The 18,761-nt window shown below is 47.8% G+C and carries 19 protein-coding genes; 2 read left to right on the forward strand and 17 right to left on the reverse strand.

What is annotated here, in order from left to right; all coding sequences use genetic code 11:
• Nucleotides 1-67 precede the first annotated feature (67 nt).
• From sigH to cysE, 6 genes are all read right to left on the reverse strand, one after another.
• Nucleotides 68-712 carry an RNA polymerase sporulation sigma factor SigH gene (sigH, locus tag P5G61_RS30210; RefSeq protein WP_024633601.1) on the reverse strand — a complete coding sequence of 215 codons (645 nt, stop codon included), beginning with the start codon at nt 710-712 and terminating at the stop codon, nt 68-70.
• A gap of 171 nt (nt 713-883) precedes the next feature.
• Complete coding sequence (locus tag P5G61_RS30215) at nt 884-1,405, reverse strand: NYN domain-containing protein (RefSeq protein WP_301249840.1); 522 nt, start codon at nt 1,403-1,405, stop codon at nt 884-886.
• Nucleotides 1,406-1,410: 5 nt separating this feature from the next.
• Complete coding sequence (gene rlmB / locus P5G61_RS30220; RefSeq protein ID WP_024633603.1) at nt 1,411-2,157, reverse strand: 23S rRNA (guanosine(2251)-2'-O)-methyltransferase RlmB; 747 nt, start codon at nt 2,155-2,157, stop codon at nt 1,411-1,413.
• A gap of 85 nt (nt 2,158-2,242) precedes the next feature.
• On the reverse strand, nt 2,243-2,779 hold the full coding sequence (locus P5G61_RS30225) for a Mini-ribonuclease 3 (RefSeq protein WP_435874307.1): 537 nt from the start codon (nt 2,777-2,779) through the stop codon (nt 2,243-2,245).
• Nucleotides 2,764-4,164, reverse strand: coding sequence for a cysteine--tRNA ligase (cysS, locus tag P5G61_RS30230; RefSeq protein ID WP_301249842.1), 1,401 nt, complete (start codon nt 4,162-4,164; stop codon nt 2,764-2,766). Before cysS ends, P5G61_RS30225 begins: the two co-directional genes overlap by 16 nt.
• 29 nt (nt 4,165-4,193) lie before the next feature.
• On the reverse strand, nt 4,194-4,859 hold the full coding sequence (gene cysE, locus P5G61_RS30235) for a serine O-acetyltransferase (RefSeq protein WP_301249843.1): 666 nt from the start codon (nt 4,857-4,859) through the stop codon (nt 4,194-4,196).
• Between the two features lie 213 nt (nt 4,860-5,072).
• On the opposite strand from cysE, the gene P5G61_RS30240 reads away from it, so the two are divergent.
• On the forward strand, nt 5,073-5,315 hold the full coding sequence (locus P5G61_RS30240) for a hypothetical protein (protein ID WP_301249845.1): 243 nt from the start codon (nt 5,073-5,075) through the stop codon (nt 5,313-5,315).
• 139 nt (nt 5,316-5,454) lie between these two features.
• On the opposite strand, the gene gltX is transcribed toward P5G61_RS30240, so the two are convergent.
• The 4 genes from gltX to P5G61_RS30260 all read right to left on the reverse strand — a co-directional run bounded on the left by gltX (nt 5,455) and on the right by P5G61_RS30260 (nt 9,305).
• Nucleotides 5,455-6,918 (reverse strand): glutamate--tRNA ligase, encoded by a 1,464-nt coding sequence (gltX, locus tag P5G61_RS30245; protein WP_285080667.1) that lies wholly within the window; start codon nt 6,916-6,918, stop codon nt 5,455-5,457.
• 33 nt (nt 6,919-6,951) lie between these two features.
• Nucleotides 6,952-7,428 (reverse strand): 2-C-methyl-D-erythritol 2,4-cyclodiphosphate synthase, encoded by a 477-nt coding sequence (gene ispF / locus P5G61_RS30250; RefSeq protein ID WP_301249847.1) that lies wholly within the window; start codon nt 7,426-7,428, stop codon nt 6,952-6,954.
• Entirely contained in the window at nt 7,425-8,117 is a 693-nt protein-coding gene (gene ispD, locus P5G61_RS30255) for a 2-C-methyl-D-erythritol 4-phosphate cytidylyltransferase (RefSeq protein ID WP_301249848.1), read from the reverse strand. The genes ispF and ispD overlap by 4 nt, the downstream gene beginning before the upstream one ends.
• Before the next feature lie 102 nt (nt 8,118-8,219).
• Nucleotides 8,220-9,305 (reverse strand): PIN/TRAM domain-containing protein, encoded by a 1,086-nt coding sequence (locus tag P5G61_RS30260; protein ID WP_285080669.1) that lies wholly within the window; start codon nt 9,303-9,305, stop codon nt 8,220-8,222.
• A gap of 174 nt (nt 9,306-9,479) precedes the next feature.
• Here P5G61_RS30260 and P5G61_RS30265 point away from each other — a divergent pair, with 174 nt between their 5' ends.
• Complete coding sequence (locus P5G61_RS30265; protein ID WP_079348943.1) at nt 9,480-9,875, forward strand: nucleoside triphosphate pyrophosphohydrolase family protein; 396 nt, start codon at nt 9,480-9,482, stop codon at nt 9,873-9,875.
• Between the two features lie 134 nt (nt 9,876-10,009).
• Here the strand turns inward: P5G61_RS30265 and pssA are convergent, their stop codons facing one another.
• The 7 genes from pssA to P5G61_RS30300 all read right to left on the reverse strand — a co-directional run bounded on the left by pssA (nt 10,010) and on the right by P5G61_RS30300 (nt 18,296).
• On the reverse strand, nt 10,010-10,741 hold the full coding sequence (gene pssA, locus P5G61_RS30270; protein WP_301249850.1) for a CDP-diacylglycerol--serine O-phosphatidyltransferase: 732 nt from the start codon (nt 10,739-10,741) through the stop codon (nt 10,010-10,012).
• A 43-nt stretch (nt 10,742-10,784) separates the two neighbouring features.
• Complete coding sequence (gene disA / locus P5G61_RS30275) at nt 10,785-11,861, reverse strand: DNA integrity scanning diadenylate cyclase DisA (RefSeq protein ID WP_079348924.1); 1,077 nt, start codon at nt 11,859-11,861, stop codon at nt 10,785-10,787.
• A 13-nt stretch (nt 11,862-11,874) separates the two neighbouring features.
• Nucleotides 11,875-13,242 (reverse strand): DNA repair protein RadA, encoded by a 1,368-nt coding sequence (radA, locus tag P5G61_RS30280; RefSeq protein WP_024633614.1) that lies wholly within the window; start codon nt 13,240-13,242, stop codon nt 11,875-11,877.
• Nucleotides 13,243-13,530: 288 nt separating this feature from the next.
• Nucleotides 13,531-15,993, reverse strand: coding sequence for an ATP-dependent Clp protease ATP-binding subunit (locus tag P5G61_RS30285; RefSeq protein WP_024633615.1), 2,463 nt, complete (start codon nt 15,991-15,993; stop codon nt 13,531-13,533).
• 187 nt (nt 15,994-16,180) lie between these two features.
• Nucleotides 16,181-17,251 carry a protein-arginine kinase McsB gene (gene mcsB / locus P5G61_RS30290; RefSeq protein WP_079348921.1) on the reverse strand — a complete coding sequence of 357 codons (1,071 nt, stop codon included), beginning with the start codon at nt 17,249-17,251 and terminating at the stop codon, nt 16,181-16,183.
• 28 nt (nt 17,252-17,279) lie between these two features.
• Complete coding sequence (gene mcsA, locus P5G61_RS30295) at nt 17,280-17,804, reverse strand: protein-arginine kinase activator protein McsA (RefSeq protein ID WP_079348920.1); 525 nt, start codon at nt 17,802-17,804, stop codon at nt 17,280-17,282.
• 30 nt (nt 17,805-17,834) lie between these two features.
• Nucleotides 17,835-18,296, reverse strand: a complete 462-nt coding sequence (locus P5G61_RS30300) for a CtsR family transcriptional regulator (protein ID WP_024633618.1) — start codon at nt 18,294-18,296, stop codon at nt 17,835-17,837.
• Nucleotides 18,297-18,761 lie beyond the last annotated feature (465 nt).

An 18,761-nucleotide genomic window follows, 5' to 3' on the forward strand; every position in this document is an offset into this window, starting at 1 on the left:
TTTATAAACTTAAGGCAGCAAAAAAAGACTCAAACCCCGAGCCTTTTCCGTCAACGACAACATGTGTTCAATTATCTCGAACTTCCAGGTACTTTTCAAGTTTGCGCTTCACGCGCTGCAATGCATTATCTATGGACTTCACATGTCTGTCCAAATCCACTGCAATCTCTTGATAAGATCTCCCGTCCAGATACAACATCAATACTTTACGTTCCAGATCACTCAGAATCTCAGACATCTTATCTTCCAGGCCCACAAACTCTTCCTGATTGATGATAAGCTCTTCCGGATCGCTGACCTGTGTTCCACAAATCACATCGAGTAACGTACGATCGGACTCTTCGTCATAAATAGGCTTGTCCAGTGATACATAAGAATTAAGCGGAATATGCTTCTGACGTGTTGCTGTCTTGATTGCCGTAATAATCTGTCGTGTAATACACAACTCGGCGAAAGCTTTGAAAGAAGCGAGCTTGTCCCCTTTGAAATCCCTAATGGATTTATAGAGTCCAATCATTCCTTCTTGAATGATATCCTCCCGGTCAGCTCCAATCAGAAAATAAGATCTTGCCTTGGCGCGTACAAAGTTACGATATTTGTTAATCAAAAACTCCAGCGCTTCGCTTTCACCTTCACGGACCGCTTCGACAATGTCTTCGTCACTTTGGTAATCATACTTGGATAACATGATATCTTTGAGGTCGACACTCACAGACAATCCCTCCGGCTGCAACGCAAGGTACCCCGTTACTCTACTCTATGAAATATAGGATCAGTATATATGATGGTACCTCACACCGTCAACCACGCTCTGCCTAAAAAAGAACATCAATAACATAATTGTCAAGAGTTGCAAAATTCTAATTTCTGTAAAATCGTGCTGTTATTCCCGTCGCCATCGCTCAAACTGCTTCAAAACATCCGGACTTAACTTCCCGCCAATTGTATTTCGCGTTGCTTTAGCCTGATCTTCTTCCAGACGTTTTTGTAGCTCTTTTTCGTTCTGCTCTACTTCGATCAGCAATTCCCTTGCGGATATACGCAGAGCTCCCTGTCCAAAAATGACGTGCTGCTCTACCATATCGCTTGTAGCCACATAGATTTGGCGTCTTCGCGTGCTTAGTTCCCGAACGAGTCTCTCAATGCATTCGTCTGCCGTCTCTTTTTCCTTTGTAAAAAAGATCTGCACTTTGCTCTGTGTAAAGGATTTACCGAGTCCAGGCACGAGGTAAGCGTCAAAAACAACAATGACTCTCAAGCCGGAGAATGCCTGATAATCGGCTAGACGAGAGAGAAGCCTGTTGCGGGCCTCCTCCAATCCTCTCTCCGCCAATCGGGATAGTTCCGGCCAGTCACCAATCATGTTGTACCCGTCTACAAGAAGCACATCACGGGAATCAGCCATATCTTCTAGTCCTGCGCTTGGCGCGAGCGGAGCACTTCATACATGACAACCCCCGCTGCCACGGAAGCATTCAGGGAATTAATCTGTCCTTGCATCGGCAATTTGATCAGCACATCACATTTTTCACGAATGAGCCGTCCCATTCCCTTGTTTTCGTTCCCGATCACGAGGGCTACCGGGCCTGTAAAGACTCCGTTTCCGAACACGCTCTCCTGAGCAGCAACATCCGTGCCCACAACCCATACGCCCTCTTCCTTAAGACGATCAATGGTTTGACCCAGATTGCTTACACGAGCAACGGGCACGTACTCCACCGCACCTGCTGATGTTTTGGATACGGTCACAGTAACTGCAGCTGAGCGCCGTTTAGGTACAATGACACCATGGGCACCTGTGCAGTCGGCCGTCCGCAAAATAGATCCAAGATTATGCGGATCTTCAATCTCATCCAGCAAAATCAAAAATGGATGTTCATTTTTTGCAGCCGCTGCAGCAAGAATATCTTCAACCTCCACATAAGCGTAAGGTGCCGCTTGCGCCACCACTCCCTGGTGTTGAACGCCCGGGACCGTCTGATCCAGTTTACGCTTGTCTACATGCTGAATGACAATACCAAGTTTTTTCGCTTCCGTGATAATCGGTTGAGTCAGATGTTTTTGCGCGGTATCTGCAATCCATATTTTATTAATGGTCCGGCCTGAACGCAGCGCCTCCGTCACGGAGTGCTTACCGGCGATCCATTCTTCTTCCATCTTTATTCGATCCTCTCTATAACGCCTTGTAATTCACTACGCCATGATCAGCGCACCTTACAGAGCGGTTTTGTTGTAATTAATATTATTTTGTAGGTAATTGCAAATTTTGTTCGGCATGCTCGATACCCTGACGAATCAGTTCAATCATGCGATCATGCCGACCACTGCTATACAGGTAACCGATCAGACATTCCAAAGCTGTGGCATGTCTATATTCCAAAACGTCTGCGTTTTTGGGAATACTGCCGGACTTGGCATTACGACCTTGTCTGACAATGTCACGTTCTTCCTCAGTCAGTTCAGCCTCAATACCGGTGAGAATACGGCTCTGTGCCTTCGCCGATACCAAGCCTGTCGCACTACGGTGCAGATGGTTGGGGCGCATGTTGGCTTTAGATAACAGATATTGTCGTACGGCTACCTCATATACTGCATCGCCTATATAGGCAAGAGCTATGGGTGGAATCAACCGTGCAGGCCGAGATGGGGGATAAGGAAACCATCCCCCTTGGTCAACTTGCAAAGACTGTTCATCTGGCTGTTGTTGCTTCGGTTGCTCGACATGCTCGACAGATTCAGACAACTTATTTAGTTGTTCCTCGCTCATTTGCGCCGCCATCTCATTCCTTGAGCCGTATCCTCAAGCAAGATGCCCTGGGCAGATAGTTCTTCCCGAATTTCATCAGCACGTGCCCAGTTTTTGGTCTTACGTGCTTCGTTGCGTTCTTCAATTAGACGTTCAATTTCTTCGTCCAACAGCTCCGGTTCAGCATCAGTATAGATCCGAAGCACCGCATTCAGCTCACTGAACAATTCCAACAGAGCGCGAATGTCCGCAGCATTCACTACATCTTGCTGCAGCAGTTGGTTAGCTTCCCCAGCCCACTCAAACAGCGCCGTAATTGCATCAGGCGTATTGAAGTCGTCCTGCATTTTCTGATGATACTGCTGACGAATTTGCTCCAGCCTTGCAGCGAACTCTGCTGACACAGCCTGGTCCACACTTACAGCCTGCAAGCGATGTTTCAGGTTGCCCACGCTATTGGCAATCCGGTCCACACTATTCTGTGCCTGTTCCATCGTATCTTCCGTAAAATTCAACGGGTTGCGATAGTGAGTAGACAGCATGAAGTATCGAATGGCTTCGCGTTTATATTGATTTCGAAGGTCTTTAACAAGCACACCGTTACCGAGTGATTTCGACATTTTTTCATTATCAATACGGATAAATCCATTATGCATCCAGTAGTTTGCCAGCGGTTTGCCAGTCAACACCTCGGATTGAGCGCATTCGCACTCATGATGCGGGAACTGCAAATCCTGTCCTCCACCGTGGATATCCAACGTATCGCCCAGGTACTCCCGTGCCATAGCAGAGCACTCAATATGCCAGCCTGGACGACCATCGCCCCATGGACTGGACCAGAAAATTTCACCCGGCTTCGCAGCCTTCCAGAGCACGAAGTCTTCCGGATGCTCTTTGCGCTCATCTACGCCAATGCGAATTCCAAACTGTAATTCCTGAAGGTTTTGTTTTGACAGTTTGCCATACTCCGCGAATTTGCCTGTGCGAAAATATACGTCACCGCCATTTTCATACGCGAAGTCCTTTTCAACCAGCTCACGGATAAAATCAATAATGAGCGGCATGTTTTCCGTCACTCTTGGATTACTGCTTGCCTTTGGAATACCCAGTCCTTCGAGGTCTTCGTAGTAAGCCGCAATAAACTTCTCAGCGACATGAGGGACATCTGTGCCAAGCTGTTCGGCTTTGCGAATGAGCTTGTCATCAACATCCGTGAAGTTCACAACATAGTTCACCTCATGACCGGTCTGTTCCAGGTATCCGCGAACCGTGTCGAAAAAGATAACCGGACGTGCATTCCCGATATGAATGTAATCATATACCGTTGGCCCGCACACATACATTTTCACTTTTCCTGGCTCTTGGGGAACAAAATTCTCTTTGGTACGACTCATCGTATTGTAAATTTGAAGCGTCATAGTCACTTTCCTTTCATCCGTTTCCATCATTATTCTATTGTACCACGGCAAAACTCACTTTCACGGGTACTCTTCAAAGTACGCACTTCTTCACGCAATTGTTCGATCTCTTGCTGCATGTTGCGCAGGGAATCGATGACCGGATCGGGAAGCTGCTGATTCAGACGGTCCACCCGGCGCCCATCCTGCTTCACGATTCTGCCCGGTATGCCTACAACGGTGCTATTTGAAGGGACTTCCTTCAGCACAACTGAGTTCGCACCAATATTGCATTGATCCCCCACACTGAAGGAACCCAGCACCTTCGCCCCGGATGATATAACCACATTATTGCCAATTGTCGGATGTCTCTTCCCTTTTTCTTTACCCGTCCCGCCAAGCGTTACTCCCTGATAGATGACAACATCATCCCCGATTTCACACGTTTCCCCAATTACGACTCCCATGCCATGGTCAATAAACAACCGATTGCCAATGGTAGCCCCAGGATGGATTTCGATGCCTGTCATAAAACGGCTGACCTGTGAAATGAAGCGGGCGAAAGAAAACCATTTCCGCTTGTATAAAAAGTGTGCCATCCGGTGCGCCCATATCGCATGCAGCCCCGAGTAGGTAAATACAACCTCAAACCAACCCCGGGCCGCCGGATCGTTTTCAAACACCGCCTGGATATCTGATCTGATCTTCTTGAACATGCTCGTTCCCCTCTTGTTCAGGTCTTCGTCCTCCGGCTTACCGGATGGCGCGGCCCTCATGGTAGTGTACTTCCGACTCGACCTAAACAGAAAACGCCTCTGCAGCTATTTAAGCTGCAGAGGCGTTTATCGCGGTCCCACTCTGCTCGGTTCATGCCTTAACATACAAGAACTGAGCAGCCTGTTATAGCTGCTTCATATCCTTGCACAAGAATGAACCCTCAACAGTTCCGTAACGGGAACCAACCGTCACAACCTATCCTGACGTTTTCCTCTCTTCTACAAAACAAGAGGCGGGGCCGGATTCGGCTGTGCAGCTCACGGGTGCATTTCGACTGGCGGACAGCGGATGGCTCACAGCCACCGCAGCAAAGAATCTTGTTCTTTACTGCGGGACCATCCTCTCTGAATCTGTCCGGTTCAGCCTACTTCTCCCGGTCTTTGCTGTTTTTATGATGAATGATAAAATCATACCATTTAACCTTTGTGTTGCTATTATAGCGAAAAGGTTATGGACTGACAACAATCTTCCTTCATATCGGTCTGAACGAAGTTCCATCCTTGAGTCCAAAGTAGACTAAAACAAGGGCATTACTTATGCACCTTTCACCTGAGCATGCAATCGATCAATAACCGTATCGCGTCCAAGCAATACAATCGTTTGGTTTAGATCACGGCCATGCGTTTGTCCTGTCAGAGCTACACGGATTGGCATAAACAGCTGTTTGCCTTTAAATCCGGTCTCCTTCTGAACTTCCTTAATCAGCGCAGCCATCTTGCTTGGTGTAAATTCGTCGCTTGCCTGTACCTTATCAGCAAATGCTTTCAGAACGGTTGGCACCTGCTCTTCTGCCAGTACAGCGGCACCTTCACTTTCCAGCTCCAGGTGGGAACGGAAGAACACTTCCGACAATTCCACGATATCGGAGGCAGAATTCATCTGCTCCTGATAGAGGTGAACAAGCGTATATGCCCATTCTTTCTGTTCAGGAGACAGCTCAGTAGCAATACGTCCCGCTTTTTGCAGATGGGGAATCGCCATTTCGGCAATGCGATCCGGGTCCGCATTTTTGATGTAATGGTTGTTCAAGTGAGCCAGCTTATGGGTATCAAATACCGCCGGGCTCTTGGACAGACGCTTCGTATCAAAAATGGAGATTAACTGCTCCTGCGAGAAGATCTCTTCTTCTCCTTCAGGCGACCAGCCAAGCAGGGAGATGAAGTTAAACATTGCTTCCGGCAAATAGCCGAGCTGATCATATTGTTCAATAAACTGAATAACGGACTCATCCCGTTTGCTCAGCTTTTTGTGGTTTTCATTCACGATCAGCGTCATATGACCGAATTGCGGAGGCTCCCAGCCAAGCGCTTCATAGATCATCAGTTGACGCGGTGTATTAGAGATGTGATCCTCTCCACGCAGGACGTGAGAGATCTTCATCAGGTGATCGTCCACAGCAACCGCATAGTTGTATGTGGGAATGCCGTCTTTTTTCACAATGACAAAGTCGCCGGATTCCTTGCTGTTGAATGAGATTGTCCCTTTTACCATGTCATCAAACGTATATATCTGTTCTGTCGGTACACGGAAACGAATGCTCGCCACACGGCCTTCCGCTTCAAATGCACTCTGTTGCTCCGGTGTCAGATCACGGTGTTTCCCCGAATAACGCGGAGTTTCCCCACGTGCCGTCTGTTCCTCGCGTTCTTGCTCCAGCTCTTCTTCTGTGCAATAACAGCGGTAAGCCAGACCTTTGTCCAGCAACTCCTGCGTATATTTACGGTAGATGTCCAGACGTTCCGTCTGGCGGTATGGTCCGTACTCTCCGCCGACATCAATACTTTCGTCCCACTCGATTCCGAGCCATTTCAGGTATTTCAGCTGGCTTTCTTCACCACCGGCAATGTTGCGTTTCACGTCCGTATCCTCAATACGAATAATGAATTTGCCGTTATTATGTTTGGCATACAAATAGTTAAACAGCGCTGTACGGGCGTTCCCGATATGCAGGTGTCCCGTTGGACTTGGCGCGTAACGCACGCGAACTTCAGTGCTCATAATATCCCCTCCGTCTCTAATTGGTTGATGATATCACACGCGAACAAGGCAAACAACTGATTGGGCTGCTATGCCCTCTCCCCGTCCAGGGAATCCCAGTTGCTCTGTTGTTGTCGCTTTGACATTCACCTGAGTTACTTCCGCTTCCAGTGCCTTGGCAATAATCTCGGCCATCTGGGGAACGTAAGGTGCCATCTTCGGTTTCTGTGCAATAATGGTTGAATCGATGTTCCCCAGACGGTATCCGCGATCCTTCACCAACTGCCACACATGCTCCAGCAGTTTCAGGCTATCGGCATCCTTGAACTCCGGATCCGTATCCGGGAAGTGTTTCCCAATATCCCCAAGCGCAAGCGCGCCAAGAATAGCATCACTAATGGCATGCAGCAGCACGTCTGCGTCCGAGTGGCCCAGCAGTCCTTTTTCATAAGGAATCGTCACCCCGCCAATAATGCATGGGCGTCCCTCTACCAGCTGGTGTACATCAAATCCTTGTCCTACACGTATCATCGCTTCTTCTCTCCCCCCAGGATAAACGCAGCGTATTCCAAATCTTCCTGTGTCGTTAATTTGATGTTCGTATAACTGCCTTCCACAACCTTGACCGACATTCCCTGGCGTTCAGCCAGCATCGCGTCATCCGTTCCGAGAAATCCGTCCCGTTCCGCCGATTCGTATGCGAGCACCAGGGAAGAAAGACGAAAAGCCTGCGGGGTTTGAATGCTCCACAGACTGCTGCGGTCAGGCGTCGCCGTAACGATTCCCTCCGCATTGACTTGTTTGATCGTATCCTTCACTGGAACGGCCAGTACAGCTGCTCCACCCGACATGGCGGCCTGCATACACCCCATAATCTGCTCACGGTTTATAAAAGGGCGTACCCCGTCGTGAACGAGGACCCAATCCGTCCCCAATGCCTTAAGGCCTTCGTGGACTGAATGCTGTCTCTCTTTCCCTCCGGGGATGACACGGACACGTGATTCCAGTCGGTATTCTTTTACCCAATCCTGGCAGCGTTCAACATCGGCAGATCCTGTGACCAGCACCATTTCGCTGACCTCGTCCAAAGCCGCAAACACTTCGAGCGTATGTATGAAAACGGGCTTGTCCTGCAGCAGCAGAAACTGCTTGCTCTCGGTCGTTCCCATCCGGGTCCCTCGACCTGCTGCCACAATGACAACACCCCACCCTTTATCCATGCCGCAATCCCTGCCTTGTCTGTCAGTTTATCGTCTTAAGATACAAAATATCTACTTTCGATATAAAATATCGTTAAACGATACACTACCCATCATACCGCTTTATTGGGCTTTTTCCAACAGTTTCGGCTTGGCAAAAATCATTCGTCCTGCTGACGTCTGCAGCACACTGGTCACCAGCACTTCCATCATCATGCCGATGTACTCGCGTCCGCCTTCCACAACGATCATTGTGCCATCATCCAGATAGGCTACACCCTGACCATGCTCCTTGCCATCCTTGATAATCTGCACCATAATCTCCTCACCCGGTAATACCACCGGCTTAACAGCATTGGCAAGATCGTTGATGTTTAACACGGATACTCCTTGCAATTCGCAGACCTTGTTCAGGTTGAAATCGTTGGTGACGACTTTACCCTGAAGCACCTTGGCGAGCTTGACCAGTTTGCTGTCCACTTCGGAAATTTCCTCGAAATCTCCTTCGTAGATGAGTACTTTAACATCCAATTCCTTCTGAATTTTATTCAGTATATCAAGCCCTCTGCGTCCTCTGTTTCGCTTGAGCAAGTCCGATGAATCAGCAATGTGCTGCAATTCCTCCAGAACGAATTCCGGGATTACAATCGTGCCCTCAATAAATCCGGTTTTGCATATATCTGCGATGCGACCATCGATAATGACACTGGTATCCAAAATTTTGTGCTCTTCCAGCCGTCTTTCCTCGTCCACCTCGGGATGACCCCAGCGTCCTGACATCCAGAATGCCGCCAGATCGTCTTTCTTTGCCATGGCAAGCATATAGCCTGCATAGCTACTTACGACCGTCAGTGCCACCTGCAGCACTTCTCCAGCCGTCCCCAGCCATGCCACACAAGGATATAACAGCAAGGCTACCAGTAAACCAGCAACGGTACCAGCGGCACCTGCAGCCAACTCATTCATCGGCACCTTTGCCAGAGAATCAATCCCATTCTGCAGTCTGGTTGCCATTAATGTTCCACCGATGTTACATACAGACATAAACATTACTGCTCCTAATAGCGTTGCTACCCCAGCCCCTAACAGTCCTGCTGACTGAATCCATTCAGCCATCCAAGGGACAGATTTTCCTGCCAGATGATATGCCGTGTAGCCGAACCATGCACCGCACAATCCTGTAAAAGTTAAAATGCCTTTTTTCCACATAAGTCCCTGCACCTCCTTCAATATATCTTCATCTTTATATCCAGTATGATCCAATTCCCGGATTGCTAATCCCGCTTTACAAGAACTTTTTGGAAATGTTGAAATCGTCAGTTGAAAGAAGGTAAATTATTGGCATATAATGAATTCAATTCATATCCCGAGGTGAGTAGCAAAATGAGTACGCTAAGTTTACAGGCTTTTCAGGATCAAGTTTCCGAGCTGTTGCTGCGTCATCGCAGCCTGATTGATGTACTGTCCAAAACGGGACAAGCCGGAGCTTCTGTCAACCGCGCCGTGTCCAAGGCCATTACCGAATGCGGCTGCATTGAGCTGCACGCCACCAAGCAGAAATATGCCCCGGAGAGCGATATTACTCAATCCAAAGGGCTGCTGGAAACGCATGTGGAAGGTGAATTGTGCGAGAATTGTAAAGAGGTGATCAGCTCTGAACTGGGGCGGAACCTGTTTTATATGTCGGCTCTGTGCAATCTGCTGGACATCAACATGGAAGAAGTCGTAAATCACGAGTCACAGAAATGTTCGACGTTAGGGATGTTCAATTTGTCGTAAACAATGGTAAGTTAAGGTATAGATTTGAAAAACAAAAATAAGCACGCATTCTCCATTCAGGAGCGTACGTGCTTTCTTTGTATTGTTTTAATAAAGGAGACACAGACCGACCGATTTCCTGAATGATGGAATGCCTAGCGATCGGAAGGACGCGAAGACTTCTCTTCCTTACGCTTTTTGGCCCGGTTACGTGAGGCTGCCGTCCGCATATTATGCTTCATTCCATATAGAGCGTATAACACAAGTGGAATAAAGATCAATTTGGATAGTTGTTCTGGGAACATGACTGCCACCACTACCGCAAAGACGATGACCCATGGTGCAATCCAGATCGCTTTACGAGGCAGACCAACCTTTTTGAAATTGGGATATTTCAGCGAACTTACCATCAGATATGATAACAGCAGCGTCGCAATCATCATACTTACAGGACCGATATCCTTGTTAAACAGGGACAGTGTAGCCAGTACACCTCCGGCTGCTGGAATCGGCAAGCCTGTGAAGTACCCGGGGATACCAGGGCGAACATTAAACCGGGCAAGCCGGATGGCACCACAAATGGGAAAGCTTACGGTTGCGATCCAGGCAAGAACCGGAGTTGCATCCTGAAACGAGACCATGAATATAATCAGGGCCGGAGCTGCACCAAATGACACCATGTCAGACAATGAATCCAGCTCTTTACCAAATTCACTCTGGGCATTCAGTGCCCGTGCCACACGACCATCGAGGCCGTCAAGCAACATCGCAATAATGACCAAAATGGCTGCCAAACTATAATTCCCATCAATTGCAAGCAGGATTGCCATCATTCCAAGAAACAGATTACCCAAGGTAAAGAGATTCGGAATGAATCTGGTTAACATCGTTGTTTCACCTCATTATTTTCAAGCCGTTATAGGCAAACCCTTACATCTGTCTGTCAATAAACATTTGCTCCTGCAAACGCTTGAGACCTTCCTTAATAGTCCGGGCGCGTACCTCTCCAATCCCGTCCACTTCGTCCAGCTCTTCAATTGTAGCCATAATGACATGAGGCAATTGTTCGAATTGACCCACCAGGTTATGGATAATGACATTCGGCAGGCGGGGGATCTTATTTAATACCCGATATCCGCGAGGCGCAACCGAATCTTCGGAGGTAGCCGCTGACGAAGGGTATCCCAGCAGACGTACAATATGATGTGCATCCAGCAACTCATCGTCCGACAATCTTTTCAGACCCACGATAATCTCACGGATTTTGTCATCACTGTCAACACGGGCATAGTCCTTATACAGCAACCAGGCTTCCTCTTCCGTTGTACCAACGAGTTCCTCCATCTGCATGGAGATCAGACGTCCCTCGTTGCCTAGTTCATGAATGTAACGTTTGATTTCCGTTTTGATGCGCATAACCATTTCTGTACGCTGAATGACATTGACCACCTCAGGAATCGTCACCAGTTCCTCGAACTCGGAGGCGCTCAGATTTGTAAGGGACTGTGTCAATACAGCTTTGTATTTCTCCAGGGTTTGGATCGCTTGATTCGCTTTGGTCAAAATAACCCCGATTTCCTTGAGGGAATACCGTAGTGTTCCTTGATATAAGGTGATAATATTCCGGCGCTGCGATATAGATACGACTAATTTACCTGTTTGTTTCGCGACACGCTCAGCCGTCCGGTGACGGATCCCCGTCTCAGATGAAGAGATGGATGAGTCAGGAATGAGCTGAGTATTGGCGTATAGAATTCGCTTCAAATCCTCGCTAAGGATAATGGCACCGTCCATCTTGGCGAGTTCATACAGATAGTTCGGGGAGAAATCACAGTTAATCGAGAATCCTCCATCCACCACTTCCATCACTTCAGGGCTGTATCCTACAACCAGCAGTGCACCCGTCTTGGCGCGCAGCACGTTCTCCAGACCTTCGCGGAAAGGTGTACCTGGTGCGATCAGCCTTAACAATTCGTTCATATTATCCAGTTGGCTCGAATCTTTCATCTTGTTATGCCCCCTAATCTAAAGCAACCGCTAGTGCATCTGCCACGGTATTCACACCGATCAGTTGTATCCCGCGAGGATGTTTCCAGCCCTTTAAGCTTTTTTCTGGTAAAATAACACGCTTAAAGCCCAATTTCTGAGCTTCTTTCACACGTTGTTCAGCCCGTGAAACGGCCCGAACCTCACCCGTCAAACCGATTTCGCCAAAAATGACGTCATCCGGTTTGGTCGGTACATCCCTCAGACTGGATGCAATGCTGACCGCAACCGCCAAATCGATAGCTGGTTCATCCAGCCGCACGCCCCCAGCTACATTCAGATACGCATCCTGTGTTTGCAAAAACATGCCCATTCTTTTCTCAAGTACAGCAATAATAAGGTTCAGCCTGTGATGGTCTATCCCTGTCGCCATGCGACGTGGGGAAGGAAAGTGTGTAGACGAGATGAGCGCCTGCAATTCCACGAGCAGAGGACGTGTCCCCTCCATGCTGGCAACTACCGTAGAACCCGCTACACCAAGCGGACGTTCCGACAGGAAGAGTTCTGAAGGGTTACCCACCTCACGTAGCCCTTCTTCACCCATCTCAAAAATGCCAATCTCATTGGTCGAACCAAAACGGTTCTTTACCGCACGTAAAAGGCGATACGTATGATGCCGCTCTCCTTCAAAATAAAGAACACAGTCCACCATATGTTCCAACATACGTGGACCGGCAATGGCGCCTTCTTTCGTAACATGCCCCACAAGCACGGTTGCAATGCCTCGGCCTTTGGCGATCCGCATGAACCGTGACGTACATTCCCTTACCTGAGCTACACTGCCGGGTGCACTGGTGACTTCTGGCAGATATACAGTTTGAATGGAGTCGATGACAAGAAAATGCGGCTGGATCTGCTCCACCGCTTCCTCGACCCGCTCCATATTGGTCTCACACAATACATATAACTCAGGAGACAGCGCACCCAGACGGTCAGCACGCAATTTGGTTTGCTTGACTGACTCCTCACCCGAGACATATAACACACGCAAACCTGAATGGGTCAAAGCATGAGATGTCTGCAACATTAACGTTGATTTTCCAATTCCGGGGTCTCCGCCCACCAGAACGAGAGATCCCGGAACAATTCCGCCGCCCAAAACCCGATTCAGCTCTTCAATTCCAGTCTGTACACGCGGTTCCTGACCGCTATCTATATCTATGATGGGAAGTGGCTTATCTTTACTCTCAAAGAGAGGGGAATTTCTCCCTTGTGTTTTGACCACCGTTTCGGTTTCTTCCACCATTGAATTCCAAGACTGACAACCCGGACATTTGCCGTACCATTTGGGGGCTTCATAGCCGCATTCCGTACACTGAAACTTGGTTTTAACTTTGGCCACTTCAGCACTCCTAGGATTTATTTTATAACAGCATTTTGCATTTTTCGACGAATTTTGCCCTATATGCCCTGACGTGCAGGGTTAATAAAAGTTTACCATTGTTTGAGATTTTTCGTAAAGGATTATCGCAAACTTTACACATGTTCGTAGCAGTTCAAATGTAGTTTTGATAAACAACAGAGCTTTCGGGCTCTAACTGGTACAAACAACACAAAAAATCCTTCCCAGCTAAAGCCAGGAAGGATTTTTGTTTTATGCATCAAAATCAGTAAACTCATCAAGGATCACTTATTTTGTTTCGATTTCCTCATTGGAAGGAACAACAACGTCTTTTTTCGTTACAGACAATGCTCCATTCTCTTCGTCAATGAGCAACGAATCTCCTTTGACCACATTACCTGTGAGCAACTCTTCAGACAATTTGTCTTCGATATGCTTCTGAATCGCCCGACGAAGCGGACGAGCACCATAAGCTGGATCGAAGCCTGCTTTGGCAAGGAAATCCTTGGCATTGTCAGTGAGCTCGAAGTCGACCTCATACTCACGCAGCCGTTTACGTAGCTCTTCACTCATGAGGGTAACAATTTCAGCAATGTGCTTCTCTTCAAGAGAGTGGAACACGATAATTTCGTCAATCCGGTTAAGGAACTCAGGACGGAAGCTTTTCTTCAGCTCATCCATCACTTTACCCTTCATGTTATCGTAATCCGCACCTGCATCCACAACTGCTGTGAAGCCCAGTGTAGAGTTACGTTTGATCGCTTCTGCACCGACATTGGATGTCAAGATGATCAACGTATTACGGAAGTCCACGACGCGACCTTTGGAATCAGTCAGACGGCCATCTTCAAGGACTTGCAGCAAGATGTTGAATACTTCCGGATGTGCTTTCTCGATTTCATCGAGCAGGACGACGGAGTAAGGTTTGCGACGAACTTTCTCTGTCAACTGTCCACCTTCTTCGTATCCCACATATCCCGGAGGCGCTCCGACCAGTCTTGAAGTGGAATGCTTCTCGCCATACTCGGACATATCAATCCGGATGACTGCATTTTCATCTCCAAACATCGCTTCTGCAAGCGCACGAGCCAGCTCGGTTTTACCTACCCCAGTAGGACCAAGGAAGATAAATGAACCCATCGGACGTTTTGGATCTTTCAATCCAGCACGGGCACGACGAACTGCACGGCTGACGGACTTCACAGCCTCATCTTGGCCAATGACACGTTCATGCAGAATCGATTCCAAAGTCATGAGACGTTGTGTCTCTTCTTCTTTCAGCTTGTTCACCGGAATTCCAGTCCAGTTGGCTACCACTTGCGCGATATCCTCAGGCGTTACTTCCGAATCCGTGCGGCCTTGTTTTTCTTTCCATTGGTTCTTCGTTACATCCAGCTCTTCACGGATTTTTTGTTCCGTGTCACGCAGAGCTGCTGCTTTTTCGAACTCCTGGCTTTGTACCGCTGCGTCTTTTTCCTTACGGATATCTTCGAGACGGCTTTCCAGTTGTTTGAGGTTTGGTGGGATCGTGTAAGAGTTCAATCTTACTTTGGAACCCGCCTCATCAATCAGGTCGATCGCTTTGTCCGGCAGGAAACGGTCTGTAATGTATCGGTCAGACAGTTTAACCGCCTGTACAATCGCTTCATCGGTAATTTTAACCCGGTGATGCGCTTCGTAACGGTCACGCAAGCCGTGTAAGATCTGAATCGCTTCTTCTGGAGAAGGCTGATCTACCGTAATCGGTTGGAAACGACGCTCCAGAGCAGCATCCTTCTCGATATATTTGCGGTATTCATCCAGGGTCGTCGCACCGATGCATTGCAATTCTCCACGAGCCAGAGCAGGTTTCAGAATGTTCGAAGCATCAATTGCACCTTCCGCTCCACCTGCACCAATCAGGGTGTGTAATTCATCGATGAACAGGACAATGTTACCCGCTTGACGAATTTCATCCATAATTTTTTTCAGACGATCTTCGAATTCACCACGATATTTTGTACCTGCAACAACGGAACCCATATCCAAGGTCATGACACGTTTGTCACGCAAAGTCTCTGGAATTTCGTTGGCGATGATTTTTTGTGCAAGTCCTTCAGCAATCGCTGTTTTACCTACACCTGGCTCACCGATCAGTACCGGGTTGTTCTTGGTACGGCGGCTGAGTACCTGGATGACACGCTCAATTTCTTTGCTACGTCCAATCACCGGATCGAGGTTATTCTCTCTGGCATACGCCGTAAGATCACGTGCCAGACTATCCAGGGTTGGTGTGCTGACATTGGCAGGGGTTCCGTTATGACTGGATACGGCTTCACTGCTGCCCAACAGTTGCAGCACTTGTTGACGTGCCTTGTTCAAGCTGATGCCCAGGTTATTCAGCACACGTGCTGCAACCCCTTCACCTTCACGAATCAATCCGAGCAGAATATGCTCTGTGCCAACATAGGTATGGCCCAATTTGCGAGCTTCATCCATAGACAGTTCAATCACTTTTTTCGCACGAGGCGTATATGCAATGTTCGTAGGTTGCTCTTGGCCACGGCCAATCAGCGTTTCTACTTCATCTTGAATTTTTTCCAATCCGAGACCCAGGCCGATCAGCGCTTTGGCTGCGATGCCTTCGCCTTCACGAATGAGGCCGAGCAAAATGTGCTCAGTTCCGATGTTATTATGACCAAGACGGACAGCTTCTTCCTGCGCCAATGCGAGCACCTTTTGGGCCCGTTCCGTAAATCTTCCAAACATCATATCTCCTGCACCTCCATGGTTTTGGATAAAACGGGGGCTGTTGAAAGAATCCCACCGTATTCTTCATATCATTTTTGTTTGCAGCCGTGCTGCGAATAAAATCATTCAGCATTCATTTATAGAAAATGCTCTATTATATAAAGCCGCAGATGCGGCGTGAAACCTTTGTTAATGACTTTTGTTTAGCCTAGGATTGATTGGCTGCACTAATCGTATCACGGATCAACTGAGCCCGATAAATGTCACGCTCATCTGTCCGCATGTCTTCCCCAAATGTTTTCTGCAAAAAGCCCGGCTGAGTCATCACATTCAGCTCGTTCATCACGGTTATGGACAAGCCGTCCAATAAGCCGAGATCTACACCAAGTCGAACATCAGACAGACGCTGTGCAGCTTCCTTTGAGTCGACGATAGCTGCATGGGACAGAATGCCGTAAGAACGCATCACTCTGTCGGTAATCCGCAATCTGGAGTCGGTAATTAACCGCTCTCTGGCGGTACGCTCATGCCCGATCATTTGTAACACAACACTATGCAGGTTATCAATGACTTCATGTTCCGTCTGCCCCAGTGTGATCTGGTTCGAGATTTGGAACAGGTTACCCATCGCCTCACTGCCTTCACCGTAAATTCCCCGGACAGTCAGTCCGACTTGGGAGACTGCGGTTAGAATGCGGCCGATCTGCTGTGTCATCACCAGAGCGGGCAGATGCATCATGACAGATGCTCTTACACCTGTACCTACATTCGTAGGACAGCTGGTTAAATATCCTCTGCGGTCATCAAAAGCATAATCCACATGCGCTTCAAAAGCATCATCTATGGCGGAAGCTTTCTCCCAGGCTTCTTTCACCTGGAACCCCGGATAGAGGCACTGGATACGAAGATGATCCTCTTCATTAATCATAATACTGACAGACTCATCCTCACTGAGAATAACAGCACCATTTCTGGATTCGTTCGCAAGACTGGGACTGATCAGATGTTTCTCCACCAGTACCCGTTTGTCAAGGTCATCGATATCAGTCAGACCCAGGGTATGAAAATCTCCAAAGGCATGAACGTCGTCGTATTGAAGTACCTCGCTCAGCTTATTCAGCACTTCTTCCGATTGCTCATTGGAAGCCAGCATCGGAAACGGATAATGCTGCAGGTTGCGTGCGATCCGGACCCGGCTGCTAATCACAATTTCGGAATCAGCCGCATCACTACGCATCCAGTCGCTGAGCGCCTTCTCTGTAAAACGCAGATTAGACATTACGCATCCCTCCTACTCATCACAAACTTTACTCCTGAGCTATTTCTTTTTCAAGTTCCCTGATCTGATCACGAATTTGAGCTGCTTCTTCAAACTCCTCTTGCGTGATGCTCTCCTGAAGATCCCGTTTCAAATCAGCAATCTGTCTTTTGACCTTGATGCGACCACCTGCTCGTGCAGGCACTTTACCCACGTGAGAAGTGCTGCCATGAACCCGTTTGAATAACGGGTCTAAACGACTGTCAAAATATTTATAACATGAACTACAGCCAAAGCGGCCGATTTTGCTAAACTGTGAATAGGTCATGCCGCATTCTTCACAACGAAGGGATTGCGCAGGTGTTGCTCCCGCACTTCCATTCTTGCCTGAGGGTTCAAAATCAAGCAACCCGGACAATAGGTTGTGAATGGAAAATCCATTGGATGTTCCGGGAATCATTTCCCCTTTTTCACGAGCACATGACTCACAAATATGGAATTCCGTCTTTTCTCCGTTCACGATCTTGGTGAAATGGAGTGTGGCCGGACGTTTGTTGCATTCTTGGCACAGCACAATGATGTACCCCCTTGATCCCGATAGTTTTCATTTACCGAGCAAAGATATTAACATCGCCTTTAACATTCTGGCACGAATTTGATCCCGGTAAGGAAGTTTGACCAATATAATCTCTCTCGATACAGCTGCCCGCATCAACCCGGCTTCCCTTTTGCTTAAGAAACGTGCTTCTTCCAGTTGGTAAATCAGACCTTCGGCAGCTGTCTGCCCGATCTCATCTCCAATACTATGGTGCAAATGGTTATGCAGAGCCGAGTGAGCCGGCAATTCAATCCGCTGTATGCGAACATAACCGCCGCCGCCACGTTTACTCTCTACAAGGTAACCTTTTTCGAGTGTAAATCGGGTGCTGATGACATAATTGATCTGGGAAGGCACACATGAAAATTGGTCAGCCAGATCATTACGTTGAATTTCGACCATTCCTTCGGGACTTTCATGCAAAATACTCTTCAGATATTGTTCGATAATATCAGAGATATTACGCATCCAATCATCCTCCACTGTCTGAAACGTTAAGTCAATAAGGACCCACACGCCCCTACAGAGTACACCTTCTCAACCCATTTAACCCATTTAACCAATCAAGGAAACAGCGAAACTGATCTTTCATGGTCGTTTACAGGAGAGCGAAGGACGCTCGAAGGTCCTTTAATATTGCCTATATCCGCTGATGTGTACTACCTTCAAAATGGCTCCCACCACCGGATTGCAGAAAGAAAGCTACGTAAGTATTTAACCTTTAGTTGACTTTGACTTTCTTTGACTTTATATACATTATAGCATATTTTGTGGTTTTGCCAAGAGGGAGCACTATTCATTTTTTACGATTTTACACGAAATATTCGGCTGACACAAAAAAACCTCTCCAAAAAAGTGAAGTGCACCCCTTAGAATAGACATTGGAAAAACCCCTAGGTTTAACCGATGAAATTCTAGGGGGTGCATTTTTTA

The organism is Paenibacillus vandeheii, from assembly GCF_030433635.1.
Lineage (GTDB): Bacteria > Bacillota > Bacilli > Paenibacillales > Paenibacillaceae > Paenibacillus > Paenibacillus vandeheii.

Coding starts and splice junctions, on each gene's coding strand:
- P5G61_RS30300 (WP_024633618.1), bottom strand. CDS start 18,296: ATGCGTAATATCTCTGATATTATCGAACAATATCTGAAGAGTATTTTG.
- P5G61_RS30225 (WP_435874307.1), bottom strand. CDS start 2,779: ATGGCGGCGCAAATGAGCGAGGAACAACTAAATAAGTTGTCTGAATCT.
- cysS (WP_301249842.1), bottom strand. CDS start 4,164: ATGACGCTTCAAATTTACAATACGATGAGTCGTACCAAAGAGAATTTT.
- cysE (WP_301249843.1), bottom strand. CDS start 4,859: ATGTTCAAGAAGATCAGATCAGATATCCAGGCGGTGTTTGAAAACGAT.
- P5G61_RS30240 (WP_301249845.1), top strand. CDS start 5,073: ATGAACCCTCAACAGTTCCGTAACGGGAACCAACCGTCACAACCTATC.
- disA (WP_079348924.1), bottom strand. CDS start 11,861: ATGAAAGATTCGAGCCAACTGGATAATATGAACGAATTGTTAAGGCTG.
- P5G61_RS30215 (WP_301249840.1), bottom strand. CDS start 1,405: ATGGCTGATTCCCGTGATGTGCTTCTTGTAGACGGGTACAACATGATT.
- ispF (WP_301249847.1), bottom strand. CDS start 7,428: ATGATACGTGTAGGACAAGGATTTGATGTACACCAGCTGGTAGAGGGA.
- mcsB (WP_079348921.1), bottom strand. CDS start 17,251: ATGTCTAATCTGCGTTTTACAGAGAAGGCGCTCAGCGACTGGATGCGT.
- pssA (WP_301249850.1), bottom strand. CDS start 10,741: ATGTTAACCAGATTCATTCCGAATCTCTTTACCTTGGGTAATCTGTTT.
- rlmB (WP_024633603.1), bottom strand. CDS start 2,157: ATGGAAGAAGAATGGATCGCCGGTAAGCACTCCGTGACGGAGGCGCTG.
- P5G61_RS30260 (WP_285080669.1), bottom strand. CDS start 9,305: ATGTGGAAAAAAGGCATTTTAACTTTTACAGGATTGTGCGGTGCATGG.
- P5G61_RS30265 (WP_079348943.1), top strand. CDS start 9,480: ATGAGTACGCTAAGTTTACAGGCTTTTCAGGATCAAGTTTCCGAGCTG.
- ispD (WP_301249848.1), bottom strand. CDS start 8,117: ATGGATAAAGGGTGGGGTGTTGTCATTGTGGCAGCAGGTCGAGGGACC.
- gltX (WP_285080667.1), bottom strand. CDS start 6,918: ATGAGCACTGAAGTTCGCGTGCGTTACGCGCCAAGTCCAACGGGACAC.
- P5G61_RS30285 (WP_024633615.1), bottom strand. CDS start 15,993: ATGATGTTTGGAAGATTTACGGAACGGGCCCAAAAGGTGCTCGCATTG.